General features: G+C 61.6%; 16 protein-coding genes. 3 read left to right on the top strand and 13 right to left on the bottom strand.

Annotated features, from left to right (window positions below):
* Nucleotides 1–31 precede the first annotated feature (31 nt).
* The 3 genes from HU727_RS05360 to HU727_RS05350 all read right to left on the bottom strand — a co-directional run bounded on the left by HU727_RS05360 (nt 32) and on the right by HU727_RS05350 (nt 4591).
* Nucleotides 32–1186 carry a MalY/PatB family protein gene (locus HU727_RS05360; RefSeq protein WP_186528854.1) on the bottom strand — a complete coding sequence of 385 codons (1155 nt, stop codon included), beginning with the start codon at nt 1184–1186 and terminating at the stop codon, nt 32–34.
* Between the two features lie 87 nt (nt 1187–1273).
* Nucleotides 1274–2569 (bottom strand): OprD family porin, encoded by a 1296-nt coding sequence (locus HU727_RS05355; protein WP_186528847.1) that lies wholly within the window; start codon nt 2567–2569, stop codon nt 1274–1276.
* 318 nt (nt 2570–2887) lie between these two features.
* The gene (locus HU727_RS05350) at nt 2888–4591 is read right to left on the bottom strand and encodes an amidase (RefSeq protein WP_186528845.1); all 1704 of its coding nucleotides are present in this window, start codon (nt 4589–4591) and stop codon (nt 2888–2890) included.
* 330 nt (nt 4592–4921) lie between these two features.
* Between HU727_RS05350 and HU727_RS05345 the strand changes: the two genes are divergently transcribed.
* On the top strand, nt 4922–6037 hold the full coding sequence (locus HU727_RS05345) for an AI-2E family transporter (RefSeq protein WP_186528843.1): 1116 nt from the start codon (nt 4922–4924) through the stop codon (nt 6035–6037).
* Between the two features lie 26 nt (nt 6038–6063).
* Here the strand turns inward: HU727_RS05345 and HU727_RS05340 are convergent, their stop codons facing one another.
* The 8 genes from HU727_RS05340 to HU727_RS05310 form a co-directional block, all read right to left on the bottom strand.
* Nucleotides 6064–7341 carry an OmpP1/FadL family transporter gene (locus HU727_RS05340; protein ID WP_186528834.1) on the bottom strand — a complete coding sequence of 426 codons (1278 nt, stop codon included), beginning with the start codon at nt 7339–7341 and terminating at the stop codon, nt 6064–6066.
* Between the two features lie 86 nt (nt 7342–7427).
* Nucleotides 7428–8930, bottom strand: coding sequence for a glycine betaine/L-proline transporter ProP (gene proP / locus HU727_RS05335; protein WP_186528832.1), 1503 nt, complete (start codon nt 8928–8930; stop codon nt 7428–7430).
* 190 nt (nt 8931–9120) lie between these two features.
* Nucleotides 9121–10419, bottom strand: a complete 1299-nt coding sequence (locus tag HU727_RS05330; RefSeq protein ID WP_186528830.1) for a carbohydrate porin — start codon at nt 10417–10419, stop codon at nt 9121–9123.
* Between the two features lie 97 nt (nt 10420–10516).
* Nucleotides 10517–12922, bottom strand: coding sequence for a glucose/quinate/shikimate family membrane-bound PQQ-dependent dehydrogenase (locus HU727_RS05325; protein ID WP_186528828.1), 2406 nt, complete (start codon nt 12920–12922; stop codon nt 10517–10519).
* Between the two features lie 143 nt (nt 12923–13065).
* A complete protein-coding gene (locus HU727_RS25855) occupies nt 13066–13197 on the bottom strand; it encodes a hypothetical protein (RefSeq protein WP_264081971.1) in 132 nt (43 codons plus the stop codon).
* A 2-nt stretch (nt 13198–13199) separates the two neighbouring features.
* Nucleotides 13200–14207: an NADP-dependent oxidoreductase gene (locus tag HU727_RS05320; protein WP_186528826.1), complete on the bottom strand. Its 1008-nt coding sequence runs from the start codon at nt 14205–14207 to the stop codon at nt 13200–13202.
* Nucleotides 14208–14262: 55 nt separating this feature from the next.
* The gene (locus tag HU727_RS05315) at nt 14263–15045 is read right to left on the bottom strand and encodes an SDR family NAD(P)-dependent oxidoreductase (RefSeq protein WP_186528824.1); all 783 of its coding nucleotides are present in this window, start codon (nt 15043–15045) and stop codon (nt 14263–14265) included.
* A 39-nt stretch (nt 15046–15084) separates the two neighbouring features.
* A complete protein-coding gene (locus HU727_RS05310) occupies nt 15085–16179 on the bottom strand; it encodes an alkene reductase (protein WP_186528822.1) in 1095 nt (364 codons plus the stop codon).
* 145 nt (nt 16180–16324) lie between these two features.
* Between HU727_RS05310 and HU727_RS05305 the strand changes: the two genes are divergently transcribed.
* Nucleotides 16325–16927, top strand: a complete 603-nt coding sequence (locus HU727_RS05305; protein WP_186528820.1) for a TetR/AcrR family transcriptional regulator — start codon at nt 16325–16327, stop codon at nt 16925–16927.
* A gap of 5 nt (nt 16928–16932) precedes the next feature.
* On the opposite strand, the gene HU727_RS05300 is transcribed toward HU727_RS05305, so the two are convergent.
* Complete coding sequence (locus HU727_RS05300) at nt 16933–17343, bottom strand: response regulator transcription factor (RefSeq protein ID WP_367616972.1); 411 nt, start codon at nt 17341–17343, stop codon at nt 16933–16935.
* Complete coding sequence (locus HU727_RS05295) at nt 17340–18329, bottom strand: response regulator (protein WP_186528818.1); 990 nt, start codon at nt 18327–18329, stop codon at nt 17340–17342. Before HU727_RS05295 ends, HU727_RS05300 begins: the two co-directional genes overlap by 4 nt.
* Nucleotides 18330–18590: 261 nt before the next feature.
* Between HU727_RS05295 and HU727_RS05290 the strand changes: the two genes are divergently transcribed.
* Nucleotides 18591–23849, top strand: a complete 5259-nt coding sequence (locus HU727_RS05290; protein ID WP_225919772.1) for a trifunctional serine/threonine-protein kinase/ATP-binding protein/sensor histidine kinase — start codon at nt 18591–18593, stop codon at nt 23847–23849.
* Nucleotides 23850–23899: the final 50 nt, after the last annotated feature.

The following is a 23899-nucleotide window of genomic DNA, read 5'->3' as shown; positions in this document are numbered from 1 at the left end:
ATTATCTACCCTAGGGAAATTGCGTCCAGGATCAGAGTTTGCGGTTGACTAAAGCCTGCTCCATACGCGTAATCCCTTCTTCCAGCAACGCACGCGGGCAGCCAAAGTTCAGTCGTACGAACTGCTGATGCTGATCGCCAAAATCCAGCCCCGCACTGAGCCCGACCCTGGCCTGTTCCAGAAAAAACCGCTGCGGATCAGGCAGGTCCAGCGCCGAACAATCGAGCCACGCCAGATAAGTCCCCTGCGGCACATTGATGGTCACGCCCGGCAAACGGCTGCGCACCGCTGCAACCAGCCAGTCACGGTTGGCCTGCAGGTAGGTTTTCAGCTCGGCAAGCCACGGCCCGGCTTCGCTGTAAGCCACGCGAGTGGCCTCCATGCCCAGCGGGTTGACGCTGTCGACCATGCCGCAACGGGCGTGGTTGACGCGTTCGCGCAGGGCCGCATCCTGGATGATCATGAACGAGGTCTTGAGGCCGGCGATGTTGTAAGCCTTGCTCGCTGACATCAGGGTGATCGTGCGCCGGGAAATTTCCGGGCTCAGGGACGCGGTGGGGATGTGCACTCGGCCGTCGAAGCACAATTCAGCGTGAATTTCGTCGGAGATGATCCATGCGTCCTGTGCCACGCAAATGTCCGCTACCGCTTGCAACTCGTCGCGGCCGAAGACCTTGCCGATCGGGTTGTGCGGATTGCTAAGCAGCAGGGCGCCACCGCCGTTCAGCGATTCGCGCAGAACGTCCAGCGGCGTCGCGTAGGTGCCATCGGCCTGGGCGTTGAATTGCAGTTCGACCTTGTTCAGGCCCCAATGCCCCGGCGCATGCCGCAGCGGAGGATAATTCGGCACCTGCACCACGACATTCTGCTGTGGCTGCACCAATGCCTTGAGCGCCATGTTGAAGCCCGATTCCACGCCCGGCAGGAAGATCAGTTCCTGCGGCTCGACCCGCCAGGCGTACTTGTTCCAGAGGTCGGCGACGATCGCTTCGCGCAGGTCGTCCTGAGCGACGCTGTAACCGAGCAAGGGGTGCAGCAGGCGCTGTTGCAAGGCCTCGATGATCACCGGTGGCGCAGCGAAATCCATGTCAGCGACCCACATCGGCAACACCTCGGCCGGGTAGCGGCTCCACTTGGTGCTGCCGGTGTGGTGGCGGTCGAACAGCTGATCAAAATCGAAATTCATGTGCGGTCTCGTGGAGGCAGGTTGTTCATGGCGGCCATGATAAGCCTCTGGCTCTGGCGGAGCACACAAATCCTGAGGGCGCGCGCCCTAGAAACCCAATGGGTACTGGACCACGACATAGATCCGGTCAATATCATCGCCGGCCTGCGCGTCATTGGCCCGGTGAGAGACGTGTGAGAGTTGCACCGACAGATCTTTCGCCGCGCCGGACTGGACGATGTATTTCAAATCGATATCGCGCTCCCAGTGTTTGCCGCCATCACCTTGTTGCGGTTGATAGTCACCGGTGTCGGCATCGAACGGGTTATAGGCGCCGCCCTTGGGCGCGTGGGTGCCGTCGATGTGGCTGCCGCTAACGTAGCGGGTCATGAAGCTCAGGCCGGGAACGCCAAAGGCGCCGAGGTCGAGGTCGTAGCGCGCTTGCCAGGAGCGCTCGTTGGCGCCGTTGAAGTCCGCGTATTTGATCGAGTTGGCGAGGTAGATCGAGTCGCCGCCGACGAAATCGAACGGGGTGTCGCCGTTGATTCGCTGCCAGCCGAGCATCACTGCGTGTGGGCCGAACGTGTATTTGCCGGAGAGGCTGAAGGCGGTGTTGTCGATTTCTCCGGCCAGCGCCCGACCGGTGTCGCGGGTGTGGTAAAGGTTGGCATCGAGCAGCACGCCCGACTGTTTGAAATGCAGGTTGCCGTAATACTGCTGCCAGGTGTCGCTGAGCTCCGAGGCGTAAAGTGCGCCGCCGACCGGGCTGGTGCCAAAAAGATCTGCGCCGACGAAGCTGATTCCACCGGCCTCGGTATTAGCGCCGTAGCCATAGAAATCGCCTTTGCCGGAGGAACTGTCCTGATTCTTGAACGCGGTGAAATGCCCGGCGACGAGGTGGGCGTTGTCAAGCTCGTCGCTGTTGAGCAAAAAGCCAGACGCGTATTCCGGCTGCAGGCGTTTGTCTGAGGTGTCGAAGACTGGGGTTTCCACAGTCATTTCACCGAAGGCCAGAACGGTGCGCGAGGCTTTGAGCTTGAATGCACCGCCGGCGCTGGAGTAGTTGCTTGCGCTGCGGCCGTCGCTGTCCACCGGCAACAGGCCAGTGCCGGAGTGTCCCTTGCCGCCGTCGAGTTTGAGCCCGGCGAAGGCGTGGGCGTCAATGCCGAAACCGACCGTCCCTTCGGTGAATCCAGATGAGAAGTTACCGATAAACCCCTGAGCCCATTCCTGTTTGTAATTTTTTCCAGAAGGGGTGGGCGAGCGATAGTCGTTGCTCAGGTAGAAGTTGCGCAGCAGGACTTCGCTTTTGGCATCGTCAAAAAAATCGCTGGCTGTGGCCGTTCCGGCAAGACCGCAGAGCAGCGCAAGGAGGGTTAAGCGGGAAGGAGCACGGTTGATCATGGTCAGGGCCGGTGGCGATTTGAATGGCGCTGATGATCAAGGGATTGAGAGGGGAAGGATTGGGCCGATGTGCTGAGTTGGCGGCTGTTACACAAAAAGTTGTAGGAGTGAGCCTGATGCAGTGCGCGTAAATGGGTCGGCTGTCAGGTCGCTATCACTGGCAAGCCAGCTCCCACAAGGATTTCTGATGTACGCACCGAAGATGATCGTCCGCAAACATTGTGGGAGCTGGCTTGCCAGCGATGACGGTGGGTCAGGCTACATTTCTGTTGGCTGACACACCGCATTCGCGAGCAGGCTCGCTCCCACAGGTTTGGGTCAGGACAACGGTGGTGTGCGCGGCGGGATCTGGCGCTTGTTGCCGGTGGATTCGAATGCCGCTGCAAAGCGCAACAGATTCGAATCGTCATAGGCGCGACCGGCGAAGGTCAGGCCAACCGGCATGCCGATATCGGCCATCACGCCCATCGGCACGGTAACGGTCGGTACGCCCAGATGGCGGATCGCGAGGTTGCCGTTGGCGACCCACACACCGTTGCTCCACGCGATGTCGGCCGACGCAGGATCTACATCGGCGTCCGCCGGGCCGACATCGGCGACCGTCGGAAACAGCACGGCGTCCAGGCCGAGTCTGTCCATCCAGTCTTCAAGGTCGATGCGCCGGGTTTGCTCCAACCCACGCAGGCCATCAGGTACGGTCGGGATTTCATTCCATGGCGTGATGCCGCGCTCGGCCATGCGCACGTACTCGTCCATGCCAGCAGCCAGATCGCCTTCACGATTGGGCAGGGTGCCAGGCTCGTGAGGGAAAATCTTCGGCCCGTCAACGTCAACCAGACGATTGAGCTTCGGATCGCCGTTGGCCTGCAGGAAGTCGTCGAACGCCCATGCCGTGAGGTCCCACAGTTCATGGTGGAGGAATTCTTTCGAGACCAGCCCACGGGTGAACACGGTCGGCGCGCCAGGGCGGTCGCCTTCGCAATTGGACACCAGCGGGAAATCGGTTTCGATCACTTCAGCGCCGGCGGCTTCGAGGGCCTGACGCGCCTGCTTCCACAAATTGATCACCGAAGCGCGGGTATTGATGCGCTGCCCGGTCGGGCCGCCGATGCCGGGGGCCTCGCTGGTGCCCGCGTCCGGATCAGCGTTGATGTACATGCGCGGGATGGCGAAACGCTTGCCGGCCAACGCTTCGGCGGTTGCGGCCAATTCGGCGTAAGCCGCCGGGCGCACTTCGCTGACACGCGGAATCGGCACCCACGGTTGCAGACGCCATAGGTCGCCACGGGTGTCCGGGTCTTCGGCAACGACCACATCGAGCACTTCGAGCAGATCGGCCATGGTGCGCGCGAAGGGCACGACAACGTCCATGGTCGGGGTCAGCGGCCAGTTGCCGCGCACCGAAATCACCCCGCGCGAAGGGGTGTAGGCGCACAGGCCATTGTTTGAGGCCGGGCCACGACCGCTCGACCAGGTTTCCTCCGCCAGACCAAACGCGGCGAAACTCGCTGCGGTAGCGGTGCCGGCGCCATTGGACGAGCCAGACGCGAAGGGGGCGGTGAGGTAACGGGCGTTATACGGACTTTCAGCACGGCCATACACGCCGCGCTGCATGCCGCCATTGGCCATCGGCGGCATGTTGGTCTTGCCCAGACAAATCGCCCCGGCGGCGCGTAAACGTTCGATGGTGAAGGCGTCCCGATGGGCGACCAGATCGGCAAAGGCCGGGCTGCCGGAGGCGGCGGTCAGGCCCTTGACCAGATAACTGTCCTTGGCCGTATAAGGAATGCCGTCGAGCGGGCCGAGGGTTTCGCATTTGGCCCGGCGGGCGTCGGAGGCGCGGGCTTCGTTCAAGGCTTGCGGATTGCGCACGACTACGGCGTTGAGGGCCGTGGGAGTGTCGGCGCCGTCGTAGGCGTCGATGCGCGCCAGATAGGCCTGCACCAGCTCCACGGCAGTGGTCTGGCCGGATTCGAGCGCGGCGCGCAGTTGGGCAATGGAGACTTCGGTGACTTCGATCATTGGGTCACCTGATGAGCGTGAATGTTCTGGGCAGCGGTATTCATAGCGGTTCTCGTTGCACGGCTTTAAGCGACAAGGTTAAGACTGGCGCCTATTTAACACCAAGCCCCCGATTCCTGCATTCGGTGCAAGAACCTGTGGGAGCTGGCTTGCCAGCGATAGGGCGGCAAATCCAATCTCTACGTGGCTGAACTTGCGCTATGGCTGGCAAGCCAGCTCCCACAAAGTTCGGCGTGAATCAATAAACAAAGCCCACCCACACAGGAAGACCTGCCCAACCTGTTCTAGGCTCAGCGCATCCTGAATGCCGTGTCGCTGAGGAACGCTGCCATGGAAGAGAAACCGCTGATTGCCTTCAACAGCTCCAAAGCCTTGCTTGATGTGTTGATTCGCGCCGGACTGATCGCGACGCTCGTGTTGTTTTGCTATGACATTTTTCACCCGTTTCTCAATGTGATGCTCTGGGCGCTGATTCTGGCGATCACTCTGTATCCGCTTAACCGCAAGCTCGGTGCCAGACTCGGCAATCGTTACGGCTGGGCGGCGGTTGTGCTGGTGCTGCTGGGGTTGCTGATTCTGATGGTGCCGCTCAGCCTGCTTGGCGCCTCGGTGGCCGATTCGGTCAAAGCGGGCATGCACACTGCGGAGGCGGGGCAATTCGAGATTCCGCCGCCGCCGGCGAATGTCGCCGACTGGCCGCTGATCGGCGCGCCGTTATATGGCGTCTGGATGCACGCCTCGCAGGATCTGAGCTGGGTCTTCAAGGAACTGGCGCCGCACCTGACCAGTTGGGGCCGGGTGCTGTTGCATCAAGCCGCGGGTGTCGGTGCCGGAATCATCGTGTTTGTCGTGGCGCTGATTGTCGCGGGGCTGATCATGACCCATGGTGAACGCGGTCATGGCACGGCGTTGGCAATCGCCAAGCGGATCTCCGGCCCGGTGCGCGGCCCGCAGATTGCCCAATTGTGCACATCGACCATCCGTGCCGTGGCGCAGGGTGTGGTCGGTATCGCCTTCATCCAGATGCTGTTGATCGGCGTGGCGCTGGTGATCATGGGCGTTCCGGCCGCAGGCGTTCTGGCCCTGATGGTGTTGTTGCTGGGCATCATGCAACTGCCGGTGCTGCTGATCACTGTGCCGGTGGTGGTGTTTGTCTTCGCCCATGACGGCGTCAGTGCCGGCACGGTTGTTTTTGCCGTGTGGATGGTGATTGCAGGCCTCTCCGACAACGTGCTCAAACCGATGTTGCTGGGCCGTGGCGTGGCGGTGCCCATGCCCGTGGTGCTGATCGGCGCACTCGGCGGCATGGTCACCAGCGGCATTATCGGCCTGTTTACCGGACCGGTGATTCTGGCGGTCGGCTACGAATTGTTCATCGGCTGGGTCTATCAACCGGCCGATGTCACCGACGTTCTGGACGATAAACGCAACGAAGAGCTGCGCTGACACCGTGTATTCACTGAGGGAACGCCTCAGAACCGCCACACCACGCCGCCGCCCAGCACATGCAGGGCGGCGTTTTTGTATTCGCCGGACACCGAGCCACCCGAGCGCGACTTGGTCTGTTGCACGTCCATGTCGCCCAGATAAATCAGGGTGTAGCTCATGTGCACATCGACGTCGTCCTGCAAGGCGTAGCTGACCCCGGTAGCCAGGCGCCACGCTTCGTTCATCGGGTTGTCGACGGTACGATCCTTGTCGTCCACCGCCGAGGAGTCGTAACCCAGGCCAACGTTCCAGCGCAGCCTGGGGTTGATCTGGTGTTGCGCGCCAATCGAGGCGTGCCAGGTGTCTTTGTATTGGCGCTGGGCGGTGGTCGCGGTGGAGCCTGCATCGGTGTCGACTTCCACGCCGATCTTGCCGAAATCGCTCCAGTCCTGCCAGCCGAGGCTGCCGAGCAGCGTCCATTGCGGATCCAGTTGGTAGGACACGCTGGTTGTGACGGTCTGCGGCACGTTCATTTCGACGTTCAACTGATCGGCATCAAGCCGGTTCAGGGCCAGGCGCAGCAACGGATTGGAGATTTTTTTCAGCTCGGGTTTGTCTTCGAATTTGAGCTTGATCTTGCTGGTCCAGGCCAGCCCGAGCTTTGTCCGTTCGTTGAGGTTGTAGAGCACGCCGACGTTGGCGCCAGTCCCCCAGTCGGTGTCCTTGTAGCGCAACTGCCCGTCCTCGGCATTGCCCAGGCCGAGCACGTTATTGTTGACCGCCACTTCGGTGCGGAAGTAGCCGAGCATGAAGCGCGGGCCCAGGCCAACCGACAGATCATCTGTGATCCTGTAGGCATAAGTGGGCTGGAGCGACACGCCGATGATGGCCGACTCCTGAGCGAAATAACGCCCGGCCCAGTCATCGTCGTAATCCACCGCCAGGCCGAAATTGCCATACATGCCAAACCCGACGGAAGAACGGTCGTCGAGTTGGTGGCTGATGAAAAAGCTTGAACCGGGCAGGTACTTCAAGGCGTTGCCGCCTTCGTTGCCGCCGAAGGTGTTGTCGTTGTCCCGGGAGAAACTGATATCACCAAGGATCAATTGGGCATTGAAGTTGATTTGGGTGCCGGCCAATTGGCTGATGCCCGCCGGGTTGGTCATCAGTACGCTCGGATCGCTGGCCAACACGGCGGAACCGGCGTTGGCCAGGCCAGTGCCTTCGTGACCCGCCTCGTAAATCATGATGCCACCGGCCTCGACCTGAAGACTGGCAAACAGCAAACCGCCGGCGACCGAACTTCTCATCAGCTTGAACATAGGGACTCCTTGAAGGGCGTGCGATCCGGTTTCAAGGCTAGCTCAAGCTTCGCGAGACGTTGGACCAATTGCCAACGCCGGGATGATCAATCGATGCGCGGGTGCTGTTGCGCGAGCTCCTTGCGTTTGGCTTCCAGCGCGGCGATTTCGGCATCGATGTCTTCGATTTTCTGTTCGATGTTGTTGTGGTGTTCCTGCAGCAGCTCTTTGGCTTCTTCCAGGTCAGAGGCCGCCGGGGCCGCTCCGCGCAGGGGCTTGTTGGCGGTTTCCTTCATGGTCACGCCAGTGATCAGGCCGACCACTGCGATGACCATCAGGTAATAGGCGGGCATGTAAAGGTCGTTGGTGCTTTCGACCAGCCACGCCACGGCAGTAGGGGTCAGGCCGGCGATCAGCACCGAGACGTTGAAAGCGCTGGCCAATGCGCTGTAGCGGATGTGGGTAGGAAACATCGCCGGCAGAGTCGAAGCCATTACGCCGATGAAGAAGTTGAGCAACACCGCGAGGATCAGCAACCCGGAAAAAATCAGACCGATGCTGCCGCTGTTGATCAGCATGAAGGCCGGAATGGCAAAGATGAACAGGCCGATGCTGCCGACGACGATGAAAGGCTTGCGGCCGATCTTATCGCTGATGAAGCCGATCAGCGGCTGCACAAAGAGCATGCCGACCATGATCGCGATGATGATCAGCACGCCGTGGTTTTCGCTGTAATGCAAGTTATGCGTGAGGTAACTCGGCATGTAGGTCAGCAGCATGTAATAGGTGACGTTGGTCGCCGCGACCACGCCGATGCATGTCATCAGGCTGCGCCAGTGTTTGGTCGCGACTTCCTTGAACGACACTTTCGGGCCACGTGCGAGGCCCTCGCGGTCGCCTTGTTCGAGCTTTTCGACGTGCTGCTGGAACGCTGGTGTTTCTTCCAGCGCATGGCGCAAATAGAGGCCGATCATGCCCAGCGGCAAGGCGAGGAAAAACGGAATCCGCCAGCCCCATTCTTCGAAACGCTGTTCCCCGAGGATCGTCGAAATCAGCACCACCACGCCGGCGCCGAAGACGAAACCGGCGATCGAGCCGAAATCCAGCCAACTGCCCAGGAAGCCGCGTTTGCGGTCCGGCGCGTATTCAGCAACGAAAATCGAGGCGCCGGTGTACTCGCCACCGACCGAGAAGCCCTGGGCCATCTTCGCCAAAAGCAGCAGAATCGGCGCCCAGATGCCGATCGAGGCATAGGACGGAATCAGGCCGATGGCGAAGGTGCTCAGGGACATGATGACGATGGTTGCGGCGAGGACTTTCTGCCGTCCGTACTTGTCGCCCAGCGCACCGAAAAACAGTCCGCCGAGCGGACGAATAAGGAAGGGCACAGAGAACGTCGCCAACGCGGCAATCATCTGAACGCCAGGGTCAGCGCCCGGGAAGAAGACCTTGCCGAGCACATAGGCGACAAAGCCGTAGACGCCGAAGTCGAACCACTCCATGGCGTTGCCCAGTGCGGCGGCGGTGATCGCCTTGCGCATCTTGGCGTCGTCGACGATGGTGATGTCTTTCAAACCGATCGGTTTGACGGTGTTCTTGCGTGATTTCATTGCGATGTTCCCGCTCGCTGATCCAGATTACCGCTGCGATGCCATCTCCATGATGGCGCCGGCTCTTCTGGCTCAGATACATGCGGACACGAAATAATTCACCGATGGCTGGAATTAATTTCCCGCCCGACACACATGCCCTGTGGGAGCGAGCCTGCTCGCGATGACGGCGGTGCATTCACCGCAACCCTTACAGGGCAGCCTTGACCTGCAAGCCCATCACCAGCGCATTGTCGATGTTCTGCCCCGAGAACGCGCCCGGTTCGATGATGTATTGCAGATTCGGGCGCAGGGTCAGCCAAGGGGTGGCTTGATAACCGTAGCCCAACTCGATCAGTTGTTCGGCACTGTCCAGGTTGGGGAATGCCGTGCGATTGGCCAGCGCTGCGTCCTGTTGCATGTCGCGGCTGCGCGGGTTGGGGACGGCGCGGCCGTAGCCCAGCGCGACGGTGTCATGCGGGCGCCCTTCGAAAGGTTTGTACAGAACCACCCCGGTGCCGTACCACTTGCTGAACGGCGAAGCCGCTTCACTGGCGGCCGAATACTGACCGAACGCATGCAGACTGCGCCCCTCGGAAGTCGGCGAGCGCCACACGGCCTGATCGACCAGCAAGTAATGGCCGCCACGACCGGAGACTTTCTTGTCGCTGTCGATGCGTTTGACGTCGGAACTGTCGTAGTAATAGCCGACTTTGTATTCACCGGGCAGCTCGCCAGCGTGCTTGTAGACCAGCTCGATCGGCACGACGGTACCGGTGGTGCGCTTGGGGCCCAGATGCCAGGCGCGGCTGGAATTGCCGTTGCTGTCCGGGTCGACATTGAACGCCGCCACGCGCAGTTGCCAGGACGGCGACAGGTCGTATTTGACCCGCACGCCCAGACGCGCGTTGGGGTAGTTGGTCCAGCCGCTGCCGCCGGACATGTTCAGCGGGTGGCCACAGAAACCGGCGTTCATGAAATTGCACAGAATGCCGCTGTCGAGGCCGCCGAGGTCGTTGCCCATGGCCATGTAGCCGAGTTTCACATTGAGCGCCGGCGTGAACAGGCTGCGCTCGTAGCTCAGCTCGGTCAGGCGGGTGTAGAGGCCGCCGTAGTTTTCCTGAATCGGCAAACGGTTGCCCACCAGATCTTCCGACGCGCTGTTGCCGCGTCGGTCATTGATCGTCAGTTGCACCTTGCCGGCGTTGTCTAGCCCATAGAGTTTGCTCAGATCAAACTGCACGCCGAGTTTGATGTTCTGCGAGTAGCGCGCCGAACGGTGCAGGCCGCCGTCGGCGTTGTAAGCGGTTTCGCCGCTGTAATCGCCTGTGAATCTGATGCCGTCTTCATTCAATTGATGACGCAAGCCGCCCCAGTCACCGGTCAGGGTGCTGCGGGTCAGCCAATCGGTTTCGCTGGCGGCCAGCGCGGGGAGGGTGGTGGTGCAACTCAGGCCCAATAGCAGGCCGTTGAGCAGTGCAGAACGGGAAAAGCGAACAGCCGATAACATGTGAATCCTTCCTGCTGAAATCTTCAACGCGATAAAACAACGGCGCGGTGCTTTGGGGCACCGCGCGCTTGGGGGAGGGTGAGTGTGCAGCCGCGAATTACGGCAGGGCGTAAGCCATCACGTAATCGCCACGATCAGTCGACTGGCGTGCGCCGCCAGCAGTGACGACGATGTACTGCTTGCCGGTCTTCGGCGAGACGTAGGTCATCGGGCCGCCCTGACTGCCGACTGGCAGGCGAGCTTTCCAGACCTCTTCACCGTTGCCGCTGTTGAACGCGCGCAGGTAGAAGTCCTGGGTGCCGGCAATAAAGATCAGGCCGCCTTGAGTCGACAGGGTGCCGCCGAGCGTCGGCAGACCGATCTTGATTGGCAAGTGCATGCGAATGCCCAGAGGACCGGTGTCTTCAACGGTGCCGACCGGAACCTGCCATGCCACCTTCTGCGTCTTCATGTCGATGGCGGTCAGGGTGCCGAACGGCGGCGCCTGGCACGGAATGCCGGCCACGGAGAGGAAGCGGTTCTTGTTCACGGCGTATGGCGTGCCCTTGAGCGGTACAGCGCCCATGCCGGTGTTCAGTGCTTCACCACCGCCAGCGGCCTGGCCTTTGTTCTGCGACGGGATCATTTGAATCCACAGGCCCAGGCGCATGTCGTTGACGAAGATGAAACCGTGCACCGGGTCGGTGGAAATGCTGCCCCAGTTCATGCCGCCCAGCGAACCCGGGAAACTCAGGGATTTGTCAGTGCCCGGTGCAGTGTACAAACCGTCGTAGCGCATACTCTTGAAGTCGATGCGGCACAGCAACTGATCGTACGGTGTGGCGCCCCACATGTCGGACTCGGTCAGGTGCTGCGCACCGATCTGCGGCATGCCCACCGATTTTGGCTGGGTCGGCGAGTACGGCTCGTTCGGAATGTCAGCCGCTTTGACCGGCACTTCTTTAACGTCGGTCAGGGGTTTACCAGTGGCGCGGTCGAGCACGTAGATCTGCCCGGCCTTGGTGCCGATGACCAGCGCCGGAACGCTTTTGCCGTCCTTGCTGAAATCGATCAGGCTCGGCTGCATTGGCAGGTCGAAGTCCCAGAGATCGTTGTGCACGGTCTGGAACACCCAGCGTTCTTCACCGCTGGTGGCGTCCAGCGCGAGGATCGAGGCGCCGTATTTGTGGTCCAGTTCGCTGCGTTCGGCACCATAGATGTCGGTGGACGAGCTGCCCATCGGCAGGAAGACCGTGTTGGTCGCGGCGTCGTAGGACATCGGCGCCCAGCTGTTCGGTGTGCTGCGTACATAAGTGCTGCCGTCGGCCGGAGCGTTGCGATCCTGCGGGTTGCCCGGGTCGAAGGCCCAGCGCATGGCGCCGGTGATCACGTCAAAACCACGAATCACACCGCCAGGCATGTCGCTTTGCACGTTGTCGGCCACACGCCCGCCAACTACCACGGTGGTGCCGGCCATCAACGGCGCGGATGACAATTGGTAGTAGCTGTCCGGGACATCGCCCAGACCGGCCTTCAGATCTACCTGGCCATTGTTGCCGAAGCCCTGGCAGAACTCGCCGGTGTCGGCATCGACTGCGATCAGACGCGCATCGATGGTATTGGTCAGCAGGCGACGCTGGCAGTTTGCAGCCGGCGCAGGTTTGGCTTCGATGATCGAAGAATGGCTCGGCTGGGCGATGGCTGCAGTGGCGTCGAAATAAGCCATGCCCCGGCAGCGCTGCCAGACTTTCGATTGCGCGTTGATCGCGTTCTTCCACAGCTCTTTACCGGTGTCGGCATCGAGGGCGATCAGGTTGTTGTGCGGGGTGCAGATAAATACCTTGTTGCCGACCTGCAGCGGGGTGAGCTGGTCTTCGGCACCGTTGCCGTCACTTTCAGCGACATCGCCGGTGTGGTAGGTCCACGCCACTTTCAACTTGTCGACGTTAGTGCGGTTGATCTGATCAAGCGCGGCGAAGCGGCTGCCACCTTCGGTATTGCCATAGTGCGCCCAGTCCTTCTGCGCCTTGGCCGGTTCGACCGGAGTCAGGCCCGGGCCAGTGCCAGTGGCGGCAACGGTTGGGTGGGCGACGAACATGTTGCCGGCCGCAACGGCCAGACCGACCGCCAGCACCGCGGCAACAGCATAGGCGCCCCGACCGGCAGCGCGACCATTGGCGCGAGCGAGCAGCGGATACACCAGCGCAACGACCAGACCGATCGCGCTGAACATGAACAGGCGCGAGAACACCGGCCAGAACACCAGCCCGGCGTCAGCCACCGCCCAAATCGCGGTCGCCACGAGAAACGCGGCGAACAGCCAGGCGCCTGAAGTTTTCTTGAGCGCGATCAGCAGACCGGAAACGGTCATCACCAGACCGCCGATCAGGAAGTACCAGGAACCGCCCAGACTGACCAGTTTCACGCCGCCGGCAGCGAGCGCGAGGCCGAGCAGGGCGATGACCACCCCGAGGCCGACCAGAATGAACTTTGAAACGCCTGAGACGCCTTGACTGTGGTTCACATTGAAAGTCCCGTTTAAATGAAGCGTGCGATTATAACGGTAACTAACCATTCAGTTAACCGCAGTTTTGCCACGAAACCGTGCACTTCTATGAATCAAGCGTGGTGCAGGGGAGGCAAAAAGCAAGTCAGGCGGGGATTTTGTCAGGGCTCCAGCAGCAAGCTGCGCCAGACAATCAGCGGCGGTTGCAGGCGCTGATCGTCTTCGCAAAGGGGCGGATCGGGTTCTGTCTCGGCAGCCAGCTCTTCATTCGCTTGTGCCTCATTGTCCGGCATTTTTATGAGGCCTGGCCGAGGGTGATGGCGACTTTGCCTTTGGCCCGGCCCTGTTCGACGTAGTGCAGCGCCTCGTCAATCTGATCGAAAGAGAAGCTGCGATCGATGACCGGTTTGATCACACCGGCTTCGATCAGGGCGGTGATTTTTTGCAGCTGGATGCCATCGGCACGCATGAACAGAAACGTGTAATCCACGCCGCGTTTGTGTGCTTTGCGACGAATGCCACTGCTGAGCAGACGCATCACCAGCCCCAGCACCCAGGACAAACCCTGCTCTTGCGCAAATTGCGCAGTCGGCGGCCCGGACAGGGAAATGAGCTGCCCACCTGGTTTCAGCACCTTGAGCGATTTCTTCAGTACATCGCCACCGAGGCTGTTAAGCACCACGTCGTAGTCGCGCAACTCATTGGCGAAATCCTGCTGCTTGTAGTCAATCACCACGTCAGCGCCCAAAGCCTTGACCCACTCGACATTGGCCGTGCTGGTGGTGGTCGCGACGAAGGCCCCGAGGTGTTTGGCCAATTGGATTGCGACCGTGCCAACACCACCCGAGCCCGCGTGAATCAGGACTTTCTGGCCGGTTTTCACTTGAGCGACCTCCACCAGCGCCTGCCACGCGGTCAACGCCACAAGCGGCATGCAGGCTGCTTCGGTCATACCGAGGTTGGCGGGTTTCAAAGCGACGGCGTTTTCGTTGACTGCGATGCGTTCGGCAAACGTACCGATCCGCGATTCAGGCGGGCGCGCATAAACCCCGTCGCCGGGCTTGAATCGCTTCACCGCCGCCCCGGTGCTGATCACCACACCGGCCGCATCGTTGCCCAATACCAACGGCAATTCATACGGCAGGATCATCTTGAATTCACCGCTGCGGATCTTCAGATCCAGCGGGTTCACGCTGCTGGCGTGGACTGCGATCAACACGTCGTGGGCACCGACCGCCGGGTCGGGCACGTCGTCAATACGGCCGTTCTGCTTGCCGTAGCGTTCGATAAAAAATGCTTTCATTGCGCAGGCTCTTGTCGGTTGGAACCCGCCGTCATTGCGGCGGGTCCGGATCGGATCAGGCTTTATAACGTTCTGCGACGGCCGCCTGGCGGATCTGCGACAACAGGCCCTGACGCGCGGTTTGCAGGGCATCCCAGCGCTCGCCTTCGTGCAGCGGCGGGATGGTCACGGCCTCACGACGGTCAAATCCGACCAGCGCCGCATCGACCAGATCACCGACTTCCATGATCTCGCTGAGGGTGTTGATGTCGATGCCGGCGCGGTCCCAGATTTCCGTGCGAGTAGCGGCGGGCAGCACGGCTTGCACGTACACGCCTTGCGGCGACAGCTCCAGGCTCAGGCCTTGGGAGAGGAACAGCACGAACGCCTTGGTCGCGCCGTACACCGACATGCCGAATTCCGGTGCCAGGCCCACCACCGAGCCGATGTTGATGATCGCGCCGTCGCCAGCCTTGGCCAGACGCGGGGCGATGGCACTGGCAAGGCGCACCAGCGCCGTGGTGTTGAGCGCCACCAGTTGCGCCACGCTGTCGGTGCTTTGTTCAATGAACGTGCCCGACTGCGCAGCGCCGGCATTGTTGACTAGGATGCCGATGCGCGCGTCATCACGCAGGCGGGCTTCGACGGTTTGCAGATCGCTGAGTCGGGTCAGGTCGGCCTGCAACACGTCAACGGCAACGTTGTGTTCGGCACGCAAACCGGCGGCGAGTGTGTCCAGGCGCGATTGATCACGGGCGACCAGCACCAGATCGTGACCGCGTTGGGCGAAGCGCGCGGCGTAAACAGCGCCGATGCCGGTGGAGGCGCCAGTAATCAGAACAGTAGGGCGAGTAGTCATGGTGTCGGCTCTTTATTCAGGGACAGGAGAACAGCAGGGTTAACGTGCGCTGGTTTCAGCAAGCGTCGGATAGTCGATGTAGCCCGCCGCGCCGCCGCCATAGAGGGTGGCGGGGTCGAAAGCGGCCAGCGGCGCGCCGATCTGCAGGCGTTCCACCAGGTCCGGATTGCCGATGAAAGGCCTGCCGAAGGCGATCAGGTCGGCCTTGTCCTGGCTGATCCGCGCGTTCGCCAGGTCGAGGTCATAGCCGTTGTTGGCGATGTAGGTGTTCTGGAAACGCTGGCGCAACGCGTCGAAGTCAAACACTGCGATATCGCGTGGTCCGCCGGTGGCGCCTTCAACGACGTGCAGGTAGGCGATGTCCAGCGCGTTGAGCTGATCGACGATGTATTCGAACTGCGCCTGCGGATCGCTGCTCGACACGCCATTGGCTGGCGACACCGGTGACAGACGAAGGCCAGTGCGATCGGCACCGATCTCGGCGACCACCGCGGCGGTCACTTCGAGCAGCAGGCGCGCACGGTTTTCAATTGACCCACCGTAGGCGTCGGTGCGCTGGTTGGAGCCGTCCTTGATGAACTGATCGAGCAGATAACCGTTGGCGCCGTGGATTTCCACGCCGTCGAAGCCGGCCGCAATCGCGTTTACCGCTGCCTTGCGGAAATCATCAACGATGCCCGGCAACTCGTCAGTTTCCAGCGCGCGCGGCTCGGACACATCCTCGAAGCGGTTATTGACGAAAACCTTGGTCGCCGCCCGCAGTGCAGATGGCGCGACGGGCGCTTTACCCTCGGGTTGCAAGTCGACATGGGACACCCGGCCGACGTGCCACAGCTGCAGGAAAATCTTCCCGCCCCTGGCGTGTACGGCGTCGGTCACGCTGCGCCAGCCGTCGATCTGCGCCTGGGTGTAGATGCCCGGCGTGTCTTGATAGCCCTGGCCCTGTCGGGAAATCTGCGTGGCTTCGGAAATCAGCAGGCCCGCACTGGCACGCTGGCTGTAATAGGTCGCGGCAAATTCGCTGGGTACCAGGCCTGCGCCAGCGCGATTGCGCGTCAGCGGCGCAAGCACGGCGCGGTTTGCCAGGGTCAGGCTGCCAAGGGTGTAGGAAGAGAACAGATTCGAGTCGCTCATGTGTTTGTGTTCCGGCCATGGGTGATGAGTGATGTGGCTGGCTTTTAGGATGATGATCGAAATCTAAACTGTCAACGGTTTTGATTATGGCCAACATCTATGTATCATCAGCACATGATTTTTCAGCGCTGGCGAGGTATCCAACATGCGCGTATCCAAGGCTCAGGCTCAGGCCAATCGGGAGCACATTGTCGAAACGGCTTCAGTGATGTTCCGCGAACGCGGCTTTGACGGGGTCGGCGTGGCCGACCTGATGGCAGCCGCCGGTTTCACCCACGGTGGCTTTTACAAACATTTCGGCTCCAAGGCCGACCTGATGGCCGAAGCGTCGGCCAATAGTTTGGCGCAGTCGCTGGCCAGTGCCGAAGCGATGAGCGTGCAGGATTTCATTGATGTGTACGTGTCGCGTGATCACCGCGACGGGCGCTCCACCGGCTGCACCATGGCGGCGTTGTGTGGCGATGCGGCGCGTCAATCGGGGGATTTGAAGTCGGCGTTCGCCGAAGGCATCGAGCGCTTGTTGCACACCTTCGGCGAAAAGTACCCGACCGCACCGGATGCACCGGCGGGTGAGGGCAGAACCAGAATGATCGGCCTGCTGGCCCGTGCAGTCGGCGCGATCATGCTCTCGCGTGCCTGCCCGGACGACTCGGCGCTGGCCGATGAAATCCTTGCGGCGTGCCACGCTGAAATGAGCGCTTCGCTGCCGGTCAGCGAAGCGCCGGAAGGTGCCACGCAGGACAGCTGATTCAGTCAGTTCTGGCGATGCAATGCCTTGTCGAGCGCAGCCAGTAACACCTCTTCCTCGAAGGGTTTGCACAGGCACGCAAAGGCCTGGTAATGCCCGGATTCGGCCAGCGTCGCCTCGTCCCAATGAGCGGACATGCAGATCACTGGAAACTGCCGGGGCCTGGCGAGCAACTGTCGCATCACGTCGATGCCCGACAGGCCGGGCATGCGCAGATCCAGCAGCAGGCAGGCGATGTCATCCAAATCGCCCTCGGTCAGAAACGCGTCGCCACTGGCATAGACCTGCGCGCGGTAACCCACGGAACGCAGCAGGTTCGACAGGCTTTTGCGCACCGAGGCGTCGTCATCGACGATGCAGACGATGGTGGACCGGGTGCTGTCGGCCGCCGTCGGGCGACCCGCCAGACCGCTCACGACAGACTCGATGGGCCAGGCGAAGGCGCAGCGCTGATCAGTCCATAGAGTTCGACGAGATTGACCAGCGAACGGGTCTGCATTTTCGCCATGATGTGCTTGCGATGAACCTTGGCGGTCACTTCGCTGGTGCCCAACTGATTCGCGATCTGCTTGTTCGACAGACCGCCAACGATCAGCGGCAGCACCTCACGTTCACGCGGTGTCAGCTGCTCGGCCAGTTGGCGCACGTGCTGAACACGTTGCCACTGATCGAACGCTTTGGCGGCGTGCTGACGCGTGGTGCGCAGAATGCCCAGCAGTTCATCGTCATTGAACGGTTTGGTCAGGAACTCCACTGCACCGGCTTTCATTGCCTGCACCGACATGGGGATGGTGCCGTGGCCGGTCATGAAGATCACCGGCCACGGATGGCCGCGCTCGTTCAGCGCCGCCTGCAATTGCAATCCCGTGGTTTCCGGCAGGCTGACATCCAGCAGCAGGCACGCCGGGCCGCTGGGGATATTGGCGTCGAGCAGTTCTTCGGCCGACTGGAAAATTCGATGCTCGATGCCTTCGGCCCGCAACAACCGACTCAGCGCCGTGCGCACGCAGGCCTCATCGTCGACGATAAACACCGGCACCGAGTGCGCCTCGACCGGCGCTGGCTGCGCCACCATCGGCGCCGACGCCAGCGCGTTGAATACGGGCAGTTGGGGTTCGCGGTCTTTCAATAATCGGTAACCTCGACGGGGAACCGTCTGGATAATGTCTTTCTCGCCGAGCAGTTTACGCAGGGAGGAGATCTGCACCTGCAGATTGTTCTCTTCGACAACGATGTCAGGCCAGACCTGATTGATCAGCTCGTCTTTGCTGACGATGCGTCCATCGGCCTGCATCAGCACCGAGAGTAACTCGAACGCCCGCCCGCCCACGCGCAAGGGCCGGCCATCCAGAAAGGCTTCGCGCCGTTCCAGGGAAATCGTGGCTTGGCCGAGTCGAATCATGCAGGCCTCTGCGTCGCGGTGAAAAGGAAAAGGCGGGGCGCCGGGTTATCAGGTTCGTACGCTAGGGGACGGCCTTGCATAAAGCAATTATCCCGAAGGATAAGTCGCCGGCTTTTATCGTGGCCAACGCACACCTGCAAGGCTCTGGACAGCCATCGTGGGGCCGCAGACGGACATCAGCGCAGCGGCTGGTCTTTTCGTAAAGAACGCTGCGTATACTCCAGCACCAGCCTGAAAACTCATTGCCAGCGGTGATTTTGAATGTCCGGCCAGCCATCCTTATCTACCGTTTCCGGCGACAGCGACGCTCCGCCGCTTGATGAAGCGTGGCTGCAAAGCTGTCGTTTCAGCCTGCTGCGCCGCGACCACGAGCTGACCTGGTTTACGCTCAAGGACAACCGCTTGGGCAATGAATGGTTCGCCGTGCGCGCGCCGATTCAACGCCCGACGCTGTGCCAGCGGCTGGAGCGCGATTTTCATTTGCAGCTGCCTTCGCAGTGGGCGATCAACCCGATGGCGCTCGTTCGTTCGGCGGACGGCCCGGTGTTGGTCTATCCAAAATGGGGCGTGCCACTGGCGAGATTGCTCGAACCCGCTGGATTGCCGCTCGGGCGGGTGCTGAATATCGCGCTTGCCGCAGCCAACGCGCTGGTCAGCATCGGCCAGCGTCAGGCACAGCGTGCCGGGGCACCACAACACATTGTGGGAGCGAGCCTGCTCGCGAAACCGGCGGATCCGTCAGCAGAGACATCGGCAGAAATGACGCCTTCGCGAGCAGGCTCGCTCCCACAGGTTGCTCTGCTGCCATGGCATCTGATGGTCGGCCCCGACGACAGCGTCAGGCTGATGGGCTTTCACACCCAGGCGCAGCAAACCACGGCCACTGAACTGCCGAGCCTCGATCACTGGCCTTATCTGGCACCGGAACAGGTGCAGCCTGATCTCCCAGGCTTCGATGAACGCAGCAATGTCTACGCGCTCTCGGCGATTATCTACGAAGCCCTGACCGGGCGGCCGCCGTTGACTGCTCGCGATGCGTCGCAATGGCTGCATGTGCACGCAGCTGTCGAGCCGTTGTCGCCCGCAGACTCTATTCCCGAACTGCCGCAAGGCATCTGTCACGTTTTGCTCAAGGGCCTGGCCAAGGAGCTGGACGCACGCTATCAAAGCGTCGAATCGCTGGCGGCCGACCTGACGTGGTGCCTGCGCCAATGGCATACAAAAGGTCAGATCGAGCCGTTCCGCCTCGGTGCCTTCGATGCCCGGGCAGCCACTGCGCGCGGCAATGTGCTGTTTGGCCGCGATGGCGAGCGCGAGCAACTCATTGATCAGATCCAGCGTGTGCGCAGCGATGGCATCGCCCGCGTACTGCTGGTCGCCGGCGCGCCGGGGGCGGGCAAATCGACGTTGATCCAGCAAGTGTTGCGCACGCACGCACCCGGTTACTGGGCGAGCGGCAAGATTGAACTGCTGCACAGCGACAGGCCTTTCGCACCACTGGCGCAGATTTTCCGTTCACTGATCAGCCAACTGTTGGCCAAACCCGCGCTGGCCTTGCAGGCCCTTGGCGAGCAACTCAATGAAACGCTCAAGGGCCGTGGCCGGTTGCTGGCGGATCTCGCGCCGGAAGCTGAAGTACTGCTCGGAACCACCGCCGAACTGCCGAACATGCCGGCGCGTCACGCTCTGGATCGGGTCAATCGGGCGCTGCTTGATGTGCTGGAGCTCTTCGCGCAGCCGGGGCACCCGCTCTTGCTGTTCATTGATGATGTGCAATGGGCGGACGATTCGACCCAAGCCTTTCTCAAGGCTTTCATCGCTCGGCCAACGCGGCATTTGCTTTTGGTTCTTGCGTATCGCGAAGGCGAATTGGCGCAAGGGCAGGGCGAATGGCTGAACGACCTGCGCGCGTCCCCGATGCTGCCGGTCACCGACCTGGAATTGGGGCCGCTGTCGGTGCAGGCCGTCGCGCAACTGATGGCGGTCGAACTCGATGCCGACGTCGATAACCTCCAGGCGCTGGCCGGTGTCGTGCATTTCAAGACCGCCGGCAATCCGCTGTTTGTCAGCCAGGTGGCGCGCGCCCTGATCGATGAGCGTCTTCTGCGTTTCGAGGCAACAACGCGGCGCTGGATGTGGAATCAGGCCGACGTTGACGGCTATCGCTACGCCGACAATGTCGCCGAGCTGATGGTGCAGCGCTTGCAACGTCTGCCAGCCAGCGCCCGCGAAGTGCTGCGTACCGCTGGCTACGTCGGTGGGCGCTGTGACGAGTCACTGTTGCGCCGTTTACTGCCGGACAATCCGCCAGCACTGGCTCGTGATGTCGATGACCTGGTCAGCGCAGGCTTTCTCCTGCGCGAGGCAGGCCAACTGATTTTTCCCCACGACCGTGTACTGGAGGCGGCGGCTGCCCTGACGGCGCCAGCGGGCCGCGCCGCCGAACATGGGCGCATCGCCGCCGCCATGCTCGATGAGTACGGCGAGCAGCGTCACGCGCGGCTGTTCGACATTGCCAGTCAGATTCAGCGCAGTGATGTCGATGCGCTGCACACACCTCGGCGCGCCGACTTCATCCAGCTACTGGTCGAGGCCGCCGAGCGCGCTCGCGATACCGCCGCTGTGGATCAGGCCGTGGACTATCTGCGCAGCGCCGAGAGGCTGTTGGGCGACAGCGGATGGACGCAGGTGTATCCGCAGGCTTTCGCGGCACGTTGGCTGGGGGCCGACTGTGCAATGTTGCTGGCAGATCTGCCGCAGGCACAGCGGCGCCTCGACGACTGCCTGAGTCACGCCAGCAACGCGCAGGACAAAGCCAAAACCTATCGCCTGCGCGCCACTTTGCGCACCCTGCACTCTGACTATCACGGCGCGATCGGCGAAGCGCTGAACGGCTTGGCGCTGCTCGACGTTGCCTTGCAGCGCCGGCCATCGAAAGCGCAACTGAGCGAAGCGTTCGAGCGGGTGCGGCGATTGGTCGGCACACGACAGATTGCTGACCTGACCGCGCTGCCCAAGGCTGACGATCCGCACATCGACGTGGCGATGGAGCTGCTGAGCACGCTGATCGCATCGTTCTTCGTGCAGGACGATATCGCCTTTGTGCACTTGGCGAAAATGGTCGAACTGACCTTGCTGCATGGCATCACGCCGAGCAGCGGCTACGGTTTCGCCTGGTACGGCGTGATGATCGCCGACCGCTACGGCGAATACCTCGACGGTGTCGCTTTTGCCGAACTGGCCCTTGAACTCATCGACCTGCACGGCTACGAAGCCGGGCGCACCGGCACGCTGGTGGCGCTCGATCAAGTCAGCCCGTGGACCAAACCGATGGCCTATGCCCGGCAAAAGGCCTTCGCTGCGTTCGAGTCCGGGCAGGCGGGTGGCGACCTGGGCATGTCGTGTTATGCCTGCAACCACATTGGCTCGGATCTGCTGTTTATGGGCGAGCCGCTGCACAGCGTGCTGAATGAGCTGGACGTCGGCCTGAGCTGGGTTCGGCAATTTCACTACATCGACATCGAGCGCATCCTGCTGGCGCAACAGGCGTTCGCCAGGGATTTGCGTCAAGGGCCCGAGCCGCGTGCAAGCGCTGAACTTGATCGCCTGGCACATGACCGCTTCGGCCCGCTGGATCGTGACCGCGTTTCGCAGCCAACACTGTTCTGGATGTGGTTGTACTCGGGCATGTCGGCGTTCTATTTCGGCGATGTCCGCTATGCGCTTCGGCGCTTTGAAGAGGCCGAGGCGCTGACCTGGTCGGTGCCGGCGCACATCGATCTTGCCCAATATTGCCTGTTCTACAGCCTGGCGCTGGCCAGTCCCGAGGCGCCGGGCGACGTTGCGCAAAAGCTTGCGAAACTGGAGCAGCAGCGTCAGCGCTTTTTGCCGTGGGCCGAACTCAATCCCGCGACGTTCAGCAACAAATTGCTGCTGATTGAAGGCGCGATGGCCCGCGTGCGGGGTGAGGGATTGGTCGCTATCCGTTGCTTTGACCAGTCGCAGATTGCGGCAGCCGCGGCCGGGTTTGTCCATGAGCAAGCGCTGGCCCACGAACAACTAGCCGAGGTCTGCCTGGCCAACGGTCTGGTCTCCGGTACGCACCATCACTTGCGTGTTGCCCGTGACTGTTATGGTCTTTGGGGCGCTGAGGCCAAGGCGCGCCACCTTGAAGCCGTGCATCCTTTTCTGGCCCGCGAGCATTCGCTGGAAACGCTGACACCAGTGACGCGAGGTCGCCTTGATCTTGAAGTAGGCATTGAAGCCGCGCGCGCCGTCTCTCAGGAAGTGTTGCTGGAACGCCTGGTGGATACCCTCATGAACCACCTGATGATTCAGGCAGGTGCCGATCAAGGTGCGTTGCTGCTGGTGGCCGACGGTGAATTGCAACTCGCTGCGACGGCGAACGTCGAAGCGGGCAACGTGCGGGTGAGCCAGGACAATGACCGCCCACTGGAGCACATCGCGCCGGTTTCAGTGCTCAATTCCACCCTGCGCACGCGCACGCCGCTGGTACTCGACGATGCCCGCGCCGACTGTCCCGAAGCGTACAGCGCCGACCTGCGTCAGCGGCAGACGCGCTCGATGATGTGCCTGCCGCTGCTCAAGCAAGGCGCGCTGATTGGCCTGGTTTATCTGGAAAACACTCTGCTGCCGAAACTGTTCAATGCCGAGCGCCTGACCATGCTGGAAATCCTCGCCTCGCAGGCGGCTGTTTCGCTGCAAACCGCGCGGCTCTACGCGCAACTGGTCGAAGACAACCGCTTGCGCGCGCAAATGGAGGCAGATCTGCGCGCTTCACGGGCGGAGCTGGCGCGCAACTCGCACCTGAAAATGATGGGCGAGTTATCGGCCTCGATTGCCCATGAAATCAGCCAGCCGCTGCTGGGGATTTCTTCCAACGCCTCGGCGAGCTTGCGCTGGCTCAAGCGCGACACGCCGGATCTGGCGGAGGCCATTCAGGGGCTGGAAGACATCCGGTCTGACAGTGCGCGGGCAACCGAAATTGTTCAGGCCTTGCGTGCCTTGGCCAAACAGGCGCCCTTGCAGCGGCTGCCGCTGTCGATCGACGCGTTGATTGGCGAAGTGGTGCAGCTGACGGCCAGCGACTTGCACAACCGTAGCGTCACCCTGGACATACGACTCGCGGCTGCCGACACGGTATTGGGGGATCGGGTGCAGATTCAGCAGGTGATTTACAACTTGATCGTCAACGCGATGGAGGCAATCGCCGGTCATGGCGTTGCTGACGGACGCTTGAGTATCGAGTCGACGATCAGCGATGGGCAGGTCTGCGTGTGCTTTCAGGACAACGGGCCGGGGATTGCCGAGCATCAGCGCGAGGCGATTTTTGACGCCTTCTTCACCACCAAGGGCAGCGGCATGGGCATGGGCCTGGCGATTTGCCGAACCGTGATTGGCGCCCATGGCGGGACGTTGCGGGCGGAAGACAGCGAGGAGGGCGCGCGGATGTGTTTCAGGCTGCCGATTGCGCCGGACGCGAAGATCCAAACCGCTTGACCTGTTCTGCTACGCCAAAAAAAAGACCGCGAAAACGCGGCCAAAAGGGA

Origin of the sequence: Pseudomonas khorasanensis (assembly GCF_014268505.2) — a bacterium.
Classification (GTDB): Bacteria; Pseudomonadota; Gammaproteobacteria; order Pseudomonadales; family Pseudomonadaceae; genus Aquipseudomonas; species Aquipseudomonas khorasanensis.
Note: the sequence above shows the minus strand (reverse complement) of the source record. Positions and strands in the feature narration are given on the sequence as shown.

What these genes read in the sequence shown, in the direction of transcription:
- proP (WP_186528832.1), bottom strand. Translation starts at nt 8,930, where the DNA reads ATGAAATCACGCAAGAACACCGTCAAACCGATCGGTTTGAAAGACATC.
- HU727_RS05290 (WP_225919772.1), top strand. Translation starts at nt 18,591, where the DNA reads ATGTCCGGCCAGCCATCCTTATCTACCGTTTCCGGCGACAGCGACGCT.
- HU727_RS05310 (WP_186528822.1), bottom strand. Translation starts at nt 16,179, where the DNA reads ATGAGCGACTCGAATCTGTTCTCTTCCTACACCCTTGGCAGCCTGACC.
- HU727_RS25855 (WP_264081971.1), bottom strand. Translation starts at nt 13,197, where the DNA reads ATGCCGGACAATGAGGCACAAGCGAATGAAGAGCTGGCTGCCGAGACA.
- HU727_RS05350 (WP_186528845.1), bottom strand. Translation starts at nt 4,591, where the DNA reads ATGATCGAAGTCACCGAAGTCTCCATTGCCCAACTGCGCGCCGCGCTC.
- HU727_RS05315 (WP_186528824.1), bottom strand. Translation starts at nt 15,045, where the DNA reads ATGACTACTCGCCCTACTGTTCTGATTACTGGCGCCTCCACCGGCATC.
- HU727_RS05340 (WP_186528834.1), bottom strand. Translation starts at nt 7,341, where the DNA reads ATGTTCAAGCTGATGAGAAGTTCGGTCGCCGGCGGTTTGCTGTTTGCC.
- HU727_RS05345 (WP_186528843.1), top strand. Translation starts at nt 4,922, where the DNA reads ATGGAAGAGAAACCGCTGATTGCCTTCAACAGCTCCAAAGCCTTGCTT.
- HU727_RS05305 (WP_186528820.1), top strand. Translation starts at nt 16,325, where the DNA reads ATGCGCGTATCCAAGGCTCAGGCTCAGGCCAATCGGGAGCACATTGTC.
- HU727_RS05295 (WP_186528818.1), bottom strand. Translation starts at nt 18,329, where the DNA reads ATGATTCGACTCGGCCAAGCCACGATTTCCCTGGAACGGCGCGAAGCC.
- HU727_RS05360 (WP_186528854.1), bottom strand. Translation starts at nt 1,186, where the DNA reads ATGAATTTCGATTTTGATCAGCTGTTCGACCGCCACCACACCGGCAGC.
- HU727_RS05320 (WP_186528826.1), bottom strand. Translation starts at nt 14,207, where the DNA reads ATGAAAGCATTTTTTATCGAACGCTACGGCAAGCAGAACGGCCGTATT.
- HU727_RS05355 (WP_186528847.1), bottom strand. Translation starts at nt 2,569, where the DNA reads ATGATCAACCGTGCTCCTTCCCGCTTAACCCTCCTTGCGCTGCTCTGC.
- HU727_RS05330 (WP_186528830.1), bottom strand. Translation starts at nt 10,419, where the DNA reads ATGTTATCGGCTGTTCGCTTTTCCCGTTCTGCACTGCTCAACGGCCTG.